The organism is Acidithiobacillus sp. (assembly GCF_027322205.1).
Classification (GTDB): Bacteria; Pseudomonadota; Gammaproteobacteria; order Acidithiobacillales; family Acidithiobacillaceae; genus Acidithiobacillus.
Genome location: NZ_DAHVHY010000074.1, coordinates 1 through 10152 on the forward strand (window position 1 = coordinate 1; position 10152 = coordinate 10152).

At 60.2% G+C, this 10152-nt stretch carries 11 protein-coding genes; 2 read left to right on the forward strand and 9 right to left on the reverse strand.

All coding sequences use genetic code 11. The features are described from left to right. The 5 genes from M7F93_RS09960 to M7F93_RS09980 form a co-directional block, all read right to left on the reverse strand. Positions 1-386: exodeoxyribonuclease V subunit gamma (locus tag M7F93_RS09960; protein WP_298172767.1), on the reverse strand; the 386-nt coding region annotated here is incomplete at its 3' end. Further along, a complete protein-coding gene (locus M7F93_RS09965; RefSeq protein ID WP_298172770.1) occupies positions 383-1174 on the reverse strand; it encodes an HvfC family RiPP maturation protein in 792 nt (263 codons plus the stop codon). The genes M7F93_RS09965 and M7F93_RS09960, both read right to left, overlap by 4 nt. Then, positions 1161-2015, reverse strand: coding sequence for an MbnB/TglH/ChrH family RiPP precursor modification enzyme (locus M7F93_RS09970; RefSeq protein ID WP_298172773.1), 855 nt, complete (start codon positions 2013-2015; stop codon positions 1161-1163). Before M7F93_RS09970 ends, M7F93_RS09965 begins: the two co-directional genes overlap by 14 nt. A gap of 108 nt (positions 2016-2123) precedes the next feature. Further along, positions 2124-2426 (reverse strand): hypothetical protein, encoded by a 303-nt coding sequence (locus M7F93_RS09975; RefSeq protein WP_298172775.1) that lies wholly within the window; start codon positions 2424-2426, stop codon positions 2124-2126. A 253-nt stretch (positions 2427-2679) separates the two neighbouring features. Then, positions 2680-3597, reverse strand: coding sequence for a lysophospholipid acyltransferase family protein (locus M7F93_RS09980; protein WP_298172778.1), 918 nt, complete (start codon positions 3595-3597; stop codon positions 2680-2682). 278 nt (positions 3598-3875) lie between these two features. Here M7F93_RS09980 and M7F93_RS09985 point away from each other — a divergent pair, with 278 nt between their 5' ends. Together M7F93_RS09985 and M7F93_RS09990 are read left to right on the forward strand one after the other, a co-directional pair. Beyond that, positions 3876-4739: a transglutaminase-like domain-containing protein gene (locus tag M7F93_RS09985; RefSeq protein WP_298172782.1), complete on the forward strand. Its 864-nt coding sequence runs from the start codon at positions 3876-3878 to the stop codon at positions 4737-4739. A gap of 19 nt (positions 4740-4758) precedes the next feature. Further along, a complete protein-coding gene (locus M7F93_RS09990; RefSeq protein ID WP_298172785.1) occupies positions 4759-5478 on the forward strand; it encodes a S1 family peptidase in 720 nt (239 codons plus the stop codon). A gap of 14 nt (positions 5479-5492) precedes the next feature. On the opposite strand, the gene M7F93_RS09995 is transcribed toward M7F93_RS09990, so the two are convergent. From M7F93_RS09995 to M7F93_RS10010, 4 genes are all read right to left on the reverse strand, one after another. Further along, a complete protein-coding gene (locus M7F93_RS09995; RefSeq protein WP_298172789.1) occupies positions 5493-6752 on the reverse strand; it encodes an SAM-dependent methyltransferase in 1260 nt (419 codons plus the stop codon). Positions 6753-6924: 172 nt separating this feature from the next. Next, on the reverse strand, positions 6925-9036 hold the full coding sequence (locus tag M7F93_RS10000; RefSeq protein WP_298172792.1) for a proton-conducting transporter transmembrane domain-containing protein: 2112 nt from the start codon (positions 9034-9036) through the stop codon (positions 6925-6927). Next, positions 9036-9761, reverse strand: a complete 726-nt coding sequence (locus tag M7F93_RS10005; RefSeq protein WP_257481353.1) for an NADH-quinone oxidoreductase subunit B family protein — start codon at positions 9759-9761, stop codon at positions 9036-9038. Before M7F93_RS10005 ends, M7F93_RS10000 begins: the two co-directional genes overlap by 1 nt. Beyond that, a partial coding sequence (locus M7F93_RS10010) for an NADH-quinone oxidoreductase subunit D-related protein (protein WP_463670971.1) occupies positions 9761-10152 on the reverse strand: 392 nt, incomplete at its 5' end. The genes M7F93_RS10010 and M7F93_RS10005, both read right to left, overlap by 1 nt.

Below are 10152 nucleotides of genomic sequence, written 5' to 3' on the forward strand. Positions count from 1 at the left end.
CGTTGGGATTGCCCCAGAAAATGCCGCAGAGGGGCGAAATCGGGTTGGGGCAGCAGCTTCGGCAAGAGCCGCATCAGGCGCCAGGTGAGGGGGGTCTTGTCCAGTGGTGAACGGGCCGAGACGATGTCGGTGCCCAGCACCCGTCCATAACTGTCCCAGAGAAAGCGCCCCGGCAGCGCGACGCGCACCGCGGCACAGATGCCTTCATGGGCCGCCAGGGTCCATTGCAGCCACTCGGCAATGCCGTTGCTCTGGACGAGAAAGATTTCCTCTTCCAGCGGCTGCAGCGGGTGCTCGCGCAGCCACTCCAGGACCGCATCGCTGAGCCATTCCAGACGGTCGCCATGAAGGACGATAAAGCCCGGCTCGATTTCCGGGTGACTCATGGGGGCGTAGGTATGGTGCCGAGAATGGCTCCTGCGGACTGCATCCGTTGCAGAAAAGCGCGAACGGTTGCCTCCAGGCTGTGCTGGTCCGTCGCTTGCTCCAACAGACCGCACTCCCGCCACTGGGCGAAAAGGGTGGCACCGGGCATGGGGGTTTCGCGCAGAGTAGCGAAAAGGCGGAGGCCCAGGGCATCCAGCACGATCATCTGCACGACATCCTCCGCATCACGATAGAGAAAAAGGGGGCTGGGCTCTGGTGCGAGCCCCGGCGCCGTGGTGAAAGACGGATCAAGAATCAGCCGTTGTACCGGGTAACGGTATTGTAGCAGGGCATGCACCGGGTTCAGAACGGCGGTGCTGGTCCAGGGGTCGCCGTCGGGGTCGCATTGGGGAGGCAAGTCAGTCTCGGCGACACCCAGAGTAAGCTCCAGCCATTCCAGGTGGGCGAGTTCGAGGGCATAAGGGAGCGTTGCCGTAAGGTCTGCCTGCCGGTCAGACAGGTACGCGAGAAACTCGTCGGGTATCTGCCGGAAAAAGGGGCTGCGACAGGCGTGTTCGGCGATGAAGGCGTCTCGCCACGCCAGCCACTGCGCTTCGCCCATCGTCCGTATCCAGAGGGGAAAGCAGGCTTGCAGGGCCGCCGCAAAATTGCCGACGAGCAGTTCGCGATATAATTCCGCCGCCTGGGAATCGAAGTCTGCGGGGCAGTCCTGATCTGCGGGTGCGCGCAGATGCGCGGCGAGGGCCATGGTCAGCGCCGGATCATTGCCGGATTCAGGCTGCGCCACGGGCTTCCTGCGCGTGGCGCACATTCTGGAGTTCCTCCAGAAGCCGGGGCAGAGGCGGAATCTGGTTATCCCACTCCAGCAGGGTGGGCAGGGGGCCGAAGAGGCGTTCACTGAGGCGCAGCAAATCCCAGACCGGCGCTTCCACCGCCGCATCGTGGGTGTCGATGAGCCAGCCCTGCGGGTGCCGGGCATGGCCGGCAAGGTGCTGATAGACGATACGCCCGGCGGGCAAGGCACGCAGAAAATCCGCCGCATCGTAGCGATGATTGACGCTATTGACGTAGAGGTTGTTGAGATCAAGGAGCAGGTGACAATTTGCCTCTTCCAGCACGGCCAGCAGAAACTCCAGTTCGGTGAGCGTGCTATGGCGGAATCCGCCGTAGTAGGCGGTGTTTTCGACGATCAGCGGCATTTGCAGGAAGTCCTGCGCCTGGCGGATGCGCCCCGCCGCATGTTGCACCATCTCTTCGGTGAGGGGCAGCGGCAGCAGATCGTAAAGCTGGCCGTGGTCCGCACAGTAGGCGAGATGCTCGCTGTAATGGCGGATACCATGCTCCGTCATAAAGTCCTGAACGGCCTCCAGCAGTTCCATGTCCAGCGGCGCTGGTCCGCCAATGGAAAGAGATAGTCCGTGGCAGATGAAGGGGTGCTTTTCGGTCAGGGTACGGAGCTGGGCTGCCGGACGACCGCCAAAGTTAATCCAATTCTCCGGGGCCAGTTCAAAAAAATCCACCCCGTGCTCCGGGGTAGCAAGGAGTCGTGGCAGGAATTCGCGGCGCAGGCCCAAGCCGACTGCCTTATTGGCGGGTGTGCGGGGATTGCTGCTCAAAGCGGATAACATGGATGACTGCCCCTCCCTTTATATGGGGTGTTAAGGCGTTGGCTGCCTGCATCCCACCGGGGCAGATTCATCCCGTTGAATCCTTGATGGCATAGACACAGGCTATGATTACTGTTTCATGAAGCTCTTGCCGCATTTGCCATCGTGGGCCTTGATGGCGGCATGACTGACGCATTTGCCTTCTTTGGCCTTCATGTTGCCCTTGGAGCAATTTCCTTCCTGGGAGCCCTTGCCCATCTTCTGGGAGCAGTTGCCTTCGCTTTTGGTGGCGGTGCTCATGGCTACGGGCTGCGCAGTCGCCATGCTCATGGTTGCAGCATCCGCCGAAGCGGCAAGCACGGGGAGGGTGCCGAGGGTCACGGCAAAAGCGGAGCCAAGCGCGAATGAACGAGCGAACTTAGGTTGTTTCATGGCTATTTCCTTAAGGTTAAGAGTTGGCGGTGATATCAGAATAGGTGAAGGTCACGACCAGGGACATCTAATATTATCAAAGCACTGATGACCCAGCATGCGGCTCGTTGGGGCGAGGCCGCCACGATCTGCCACCTGGATGTAGTATGTAGAGGTCATTCATCTCTTGCAAGGGTTCCCCATCGTTCTGAAAACAGGACGTTGACAGCGAAACTTGCAGACTACGCCCGTGCCGGGGGTATCTGACGCTGGCTCAGTAAGGCCGTTCGCGTGGTGCGGGCTGATCTTTAAAGCGGCGATGCACCCACCAGTATTGCTCGGGGGCTTTGCGAATGGCGGTTTCCATGCAGGCATTCATGGTGGTGGCATCGGCCACGGCATCGCCGCTGGGAAAACTGTCGGGCAGTGGCACAAATTCAATTCTGAACCCTGACCCTTGCGGCAAACGATAGGCAAACATGCCGAAAACCGGCACCTGGTCGCGTGCTGCCAGCCGCCCCAGCACGGGAGTTGTGCAAGCGGGGTACGCAAAAAATGGCGCAAACACCCCTTCACGCGGATCGACATTCTGGTCAGTCAGGATACCGATGACTTCTTTTTTCCTGAGGAGGCGACACAAGGGGCGAATGCCTCTTTCCTTGTTGAGCTGACGGGCACCACTGCGTTCGCGACCGCGCCGCATCAGGGCATCCATGCCTGGGTTCCGCAACGCCCGGTACATGCCGGTAATCGGCCAACGCTGGCCGGTATACAGTACCGCTGCCTCCCAGGGACCCAGATGCGCAGTAAACAGAATGACCCCGCGACCCAAGGCGAGGGCCTGATCCACCGCCTCCGCCCCCTCTACCTCCCGCACCATTTCCAGCGCTTTCGGCAAGGGCCGCGCCCAGATTGGCCCCAGTTCCAGCGCGGTTCGCCCCAACTCCTGAAAATTGCGCCGTCGCAGTTGCAGACGCTGGGCTGCAGACCAGTCGGGAAAGGCAATCTCCAGATTGATGTCCACCACCCGCCGTGTTTTCGGCACTGCTGCCATGGCCAGCAGACCCAACCAGCCCCCACAATAGGAGCGCCAGGCATCCGGCCATGGCGCTGTCCATCGCAATAACCCTTTTATCGCGAGTGTGCCCAATCGTTGCCCCCGCGTTCCTGCAGTATCCCGCATCTTCATCATGGGGCAGGTTCCCAACGCCGCGTCGTCGTCATTTTTGGTTCATTCTGGCAACCCGTCTGTGGAGAGCGGTGGGTACGACGCCACCGGTGAAGGTGGCAAGGACCAGTGGTAAGCATAGGCGAAAGCAGCGCAAAACAAAAGGTTGCAACGGCGCAGCCCCCAGGTTGGATCGCCAGTCGGCAATGCGGCATACTCAGCCGAACGTGTCATCGGCTATCCGGCGAAAAACCTGATCCGGTGATCAATGTACATTTAGCCCGCGGAGAGGTGCCCTGGTCATGATTCGTCTGCGACTCTCCCTGGCCTTAAGTTATGAAGTGAATGAACCGGGCAGTGACTTCATTTTCAACATCCATGCCGCGCATACGAGCCGGCAAACGGTGGTCGATGAGTCGCTGGTGGTCAATCAACAGGTGCCGCTGACCGTGGCGGCCGATCCGACGACGGGCAACCGTTATCTGCGGCTGAGTGCTGCTACAGGGCCACTGCAAATCTTTTATACGGCGTCTGTTGACCTGACCCATTATATGGCTGCGCCAGAACAGATCGCTGAGGTTCCTGTGGCGCGATTGCCAGCGCAGGTATTAGGCTACATTTACCCCAGCCGCTACTGCCAGTCGGACCGCCTCTATCGGCTGGCGATGCGTGAGTTTGGTCAGCGGCAGCAGGGCTATAGTCGGGTACAGGCGATTCGTGACTGGGTGGCGCAGCGTATTACCTACGCCAAAAACACCTCGGATTCCAACAGTTCCGCTATCGACACCCTGATCGAGACAGCGGGCGTTTGTCGTGATTTTGCCCATTTGATGATTGCGTTGTGCCGTGCCAGCAATATTCCTGCCCGCTTTACGACGGGCATCAATTATGGGGTGGATCCCGCCTATGGCCCTCTGGATTTTCATGCTTATGTCGAGGTTTATTTAGCTGGTGGGTGGTATTTGTTCGACCCTTCGGGAACCGCGATTCCGATGGGGCTGGTACGTTTTGGTACGGGACGCGATGCCGCTGACGTTGCCTTCGCGACGATTTTTGGAGAGGTGGGCTCTTCCCCGCCAGTGATAAATATTGAGGCCATAGCTGGTGCTGATGGTCTTCTCGTGATGCCGCAACTGGTGCGTTCAGCCCTCTCGACGGATGGCTAGATCCTAGGACCCGACCCCCATGATTGAATCCCTGCTCTTAACCACGGCCCGCGTGTCGACGTTTGATAATGATCGACTGCTTACCCGCGCCAGTGGTTTCTTTTTCGCCCGCGACAACCGACTATTTTTCGTCACCAGCCGACATGTGGTTACGGACAAACCCAGTAAACACTTCCCGAACCGTATTGAGATTGAACTCCATACGGATGCCGAAAATTTAACCCGCGCAACCGTTTTGTCGGTTTATCTCTACCACGATGGCAAAAGCCTCTGGCGCCAGGGTAAAGATAGTGGGGGGGAGATTGATGTGGCGGTGATTGAGATTGACCGCAGTGACTTACCGGAGTCGGTGGTGATCCAGTGTTTTACACCGGCGCATTTGCAAAGCTCATTCCAGGAAATTGAAGTAGGCAGCTTATTGCTGGTCGTGGGCTTTCCTCTGGGCTTTCATGACACGCTACACCATCTGCCAGTGGTACGGCAGGCAGTCATTGCCTCCTCCTTCGGCCTGCGCTTTCAGGGGCAAGGGTATTTCCTCACGGATGCGCGAACGCACCGTGGCAGCAGTGGCGCACCGGTGGTGCTGCGCTGTACGGAGGGTGATCAGACCCTACCGTGGAAGCTGCTGGGTGTGCATTCCGCGCGTATCGATATGGGGGGGCGGGATATCGAAGTCGATGAATCGCTGGGCCTCAATTGCGCCTGGTACGCCGACATCCTGCTGACGCTGACGATGTAAGTACGTCGCACCCCTTACAAATCCCCCCAATCCGGCTCGGCCCGGCGGAAGCTGTCCTCCTGGTACTGATAGCGCCGTTCCCAGGGGCGCGGAGTTAATGCTTCTTTGGTCTGTTTGATCGCCAGCACCTGATGCAGAGCCGACCAGTTGCGCCAGAAGGCATAGGCGCAGCCCGCCATGTAGATGGCCCAGATGCGATAGCGCTTGTCCCCGATCATGGCGACGGCTTCTGCTTTGCGTGCTTCTAGGCGTTGAACCCAATGGATGAGAGTCTGGGCGTAGTGGGGGCGCAGGTTTTCCACATCCAGAACTTCCAGATCCTGCCCCGCCATTTCCCGTACCAGGCGCCACAAATGAGGGATCTCGCCGTCGGGGAAAACGTATTTATCCATGAAATCGCTGCCGGAATGATGGCCGTCTTCGTCATCCTGCTGGCCGGCGGTGATGCCATGATTCATCACCCAGCCACCTTCCCTGAGCACCCGGTTGATCACCTGGAAATACTCGCCTAGCTTGGCGCGGCCGACGTGCTCAAACATCCCTATCGAAGAGACTTTATCGAAATAATCCCGTTCGGGAATGTCGCGGTAATCCTGCAGGCGAATTTCTACGCGGTCGGCCAAGCCCTCGCGTTCCATGCGTTCCTTGGCGTAGGCAAACTGCTGCTTGCTCAGGGTGACCCCCACGCCCTGGATCCCGTAATGTATTGCGGCCCAGGTCAGCAGACCACCCCAACCGCAGCCGATATCGAGCAGTTTTTCGCCGGGCTGCAAATGGAGTTTGCGGCAGATGTGATCCAGCTTCTGCTCCTGCGCGGTATCGATGTCTTCCTTGCCGGTTTTGAAGTAACCGCAGGAATAGACCATGTTGCGATCGAGCCAGAGCTTGTAAAAATCGTTGGAGACATCGTAGTGGTAGTGGATGGCCTCGGCATCACGGGATTTGCTGTGGGCGGCGTGATACTTACGAAAAATGCCCCCCCTGGGCTTTTTGGCGGGGAAGGCATCACTCAGCCCCTCTGCCACCGCGAGAATATCCTGATAGCGACCATCAAGGCCGATGGTGCCTTCCACATACCCTTCGCCGAGCACATCCAGGGCGCTGCCCATGAGCAGGCGCGAGATGACCTTGGCAGAACGCAGATGCATGGTGACGAGGGGCTGCTCGTCGAAGACATATTCATGACCATCCCAGAAAGTAATGCGCAGCGGTAGCGGCTTTCCGTTGAGGCCCTTTTTGACGTGGTCCAAAAAGTTGGTGCGTAGATCCTTCACGTTAAGACTCCTTGGTTTCTGAAAATGAATGGCGGAAATGTCTGGCAATAAATGCAGACACCTGCCCTAAGTCGAGTATAGAACACCCCTAGTCATTCAAACTCCCGTCAACTTCGGTAACAGCGGTGATGGGACAACCTTGCTGTTACCACCAATCTGCCACCACCTCCCATCAGCGTCCCGTCCCACCGACCATAATCAATGCCAGCACCATGGCCAGCAGAATGTACGCGGCATAGGTGTTTACCCGGCCCTTGTGCATGCGGGCGAGGCGGTTCGCCACCGTAAACGCCGCGCTGATCATCGGTTTCAGTACCAGTCGGTCACTGATGTTGGTGATGACCTGCCGGTGACTGCGGGTGAGGACGAAGGCGCCCTGGCGTTCCTCGTCTTCCTCGATGTGCGGATGTAAGAGCCCCTGAAAGACGACACGCACCGGCGCGGCGAAAGTGGTGGCGGTGTAGGTCATCTCCGGGCGCAGCCGGGTCAGGCCGGCATCCCAGAGGGTGTTGCGGGTGATCCGCTTATGCCGCAGACCCCGCGCCAGCAGCCAGACGCCGCCGAGCATCAGGGTCAGCACCATAAAAGTCAGCATGGTCGACATGGCGTAGACGACCGGTGCGCTGGTCTGATCCAGGTGCATGACGACGAGGCTGCGCAGGGGCAGGAAAGCGGCGCCGACGTTGGCGCCGATAGGGTCCAGCGCGTGCCGCACGGCGAGGGGAATGCTGGACTGCGAGTGGAAGAAGGCCGGCACCAGCGAAGCGGTAGGGTTGGCGCCGACCAAGGGGGCGGCCAGCCGTCCCAGCACTGGAATGATGAGGGTGGCGGCCAATCCCAGCAGCAGGCTGAGCACGGCCAGCATCCCCATCGGGATGATCACGGTACGTGGGGCCTTGTGCGCCTGCGCGGCACGCTTCGAGCGCGGCAGGCCCATGAGCGCACTGCCGGAGAGCATGATGAAGCAGGTCAGCGCCAGACCGGAGGTGAGGGCGAGCAAGGCGCCGGACAGGGCAAAAGTAATGCGCACCGGGATGTCAGGAATTTCCACCACCCGCAGCAGGGACTCCAGCAGCAGCCATTCACTGACAAACCCGTTAAAAGGCGGGAGTGCCGCAATGGCAAAGGTACCCACCAGAAAAAATCCTCCGAGCGCGGGCAGCCGCTTCATCAGTCCACCCAGTTCATCGAGATTGTGGGTGCCCGTGGTAGCGTCGATGCCGCCCGCCCCCAAAAAAAGCAGGGTTTTGAAGGTGGAGTGATTGATCATGTGATAGAGGCCCGCGACCATGGAGGCTCCGCCCAGCAGTGGGTGACCGTAGGCGGCGAAGGTCAGCCCGGCACCGATACCCGCGGTGGCGATGCCCATGTTTTCTACCGAACTCTGCGCCAGCAGGCGCTTCATGTCCTTTTCCACCAGCGCGTAGATGATGCCGATGAGCGCGGTCAGGGCGCCACTACTGAGGATGATCAGCCCCAGATTGGGGGCATGCAGGGCAATGGGGGCGTCGATGCGCAAAAAAGCGTAAAGGCCGAGATTCAGTGTGGCGCCGGAGAGGATCGGCGAGGTAGAGCGCGGTGCGGTGCCGTGAGCAGCGGGTAGCCAGACATTGAGCGGGATGATGCCCGCCTTCATGCCGAAGCCGAAAAAGGCCAGCAGTCCCGCGACGAGGATGAGGGTGGGCGAGAGATGCGGTATCGCTGCGGCGATACCAACCAACTGCGGGGTGCTGGCGGCAGAAGCCAGCAGCAGCAGGCTCACCAGCCCGGCGAGGCTGCCCAGCTCGGAGAGCGCCAACGTCAACAATCCCGCCGCCACCGGTTTGCTCTGTCGGGTTTCAAAGGTGATCAGTCCCCAGATGGCTATGGCTGCCAGTTCCCAGCAGAAAATAAAGGAGACGATGGTCGCGGCGGAAAAAAAGCCAATCATCGCCGCCAGGGTGAGCATGACAATGGCGAGGAAAAGGGCACGTCTTCCTTGAGAAAAAGCGCTGGCATCCCGTGCGACGAAGGGCAGGGCAACGGCAAAGACCGAAGCCGTAATCAGGATGAGCAAGCCGCCGAGGGGGGTCTGTACGAAGTCGAATGGCCCAATGATGGGCAGGGCTAACTGAATCAGGGGCTGCGCCGCAGGCCCACCGATGGCGATGACGCCCTCAGTGCCCATGAGTACGCAGCCTGTGGTCATGGTACTCCAAGCCAGGACGGACGGGATACGGCGTCCGGGGAGCAGGGCCAGCAGCGGGCCAGCGGCGAAGAGCAGATAGGCGATGATATAGAGCATCAGGGCTGTTCCTTCAGGGCCGTCGGTATGGCACGCCCGACCACCGTCAGCAGCCCGTGCAGAATAGCCAGCGGTGGTGGCGGGCAGCCGGGAATCCATACATCCACCGGGATGATTTTTTCCAGCCCACCGGCACAGGCGAAGCTCTCCCCGAAGATGCCGCCATTCATGGAGCAAACGCCCATGCCCACCACCCGTTTTGGTTCAGGCATGGCGGCGTAGGCCTTGCCGATGGCGGTGCGCATGGCGTCGGTGATGGGACCGGCGACCAGCAGCACATCGGCATCCCGGGGGCTGGCCGTGATAAAAATACCCAGCCGGTGCAGGTTGTAGGCGGGCGCATCAATCAGCCGGACTTCGTTGACGCAGGCGCCACAGGCCCCGGCGTCGATATAGAGGACATGCAGGGAGCGCCGGAAGCGGCTGCCCAACGGGGGCAACCCAATCCCGCCGGTACTGGTCCAGGTAAAGTCCTCCGACCAGTGCAGCGCGTTGTCGCCGTGGCGGCAGCGTTGACAGTGAATGCAGCGCGCAAAGTCCACGGCCACTCCTGCAGCGACCGCCTGTAAGGCGCCGGTTGGGCAACCCTGCGCCAGTGCCTCGGCATTGACCACTTGGCTCGCCTGCGGTCGTCCTGGCGTGACGCCCGGCGTCTGTTCTTCCGTTGCGGGCCAAGGTGTCGTTTGAATGCCGCGTTTTAATCCGTAATAAGGCCAGAAGCTCATCAGCGATCATTCTCCGCCACGGAAAGGCCCCAGGTGGCCAGGATGATGGGGAAGTCCTGAAAGGCTGCACCCTCTACCGCCCGCTCAAAAGCATGCCAGTTGCGGAAGCCAGGGGTTCCGAGGCGCAGGCGCAGCACCTGGCCATCGGCAGCGCAGCGCAGCCAGTGGAAGGTTGCTCCAGAGGGTGCCTCTACCCAGGCGAGGGCATGACCTTCCCGAAGGGGGCAGGCAATTCGCACCGGGCCGGTCGGCACGTCCTGAAGTGCCTGGAGGATCAGGGCAGTGCTGATCCGGCTCTCGGCAAAAAGGACCCGCAGCCGGGCATAACCATCTCCCTCCTGCTCCACCGGGATGTCCATGGGCAGTGTCTGGTAGTTGCCGTACGGCAGGG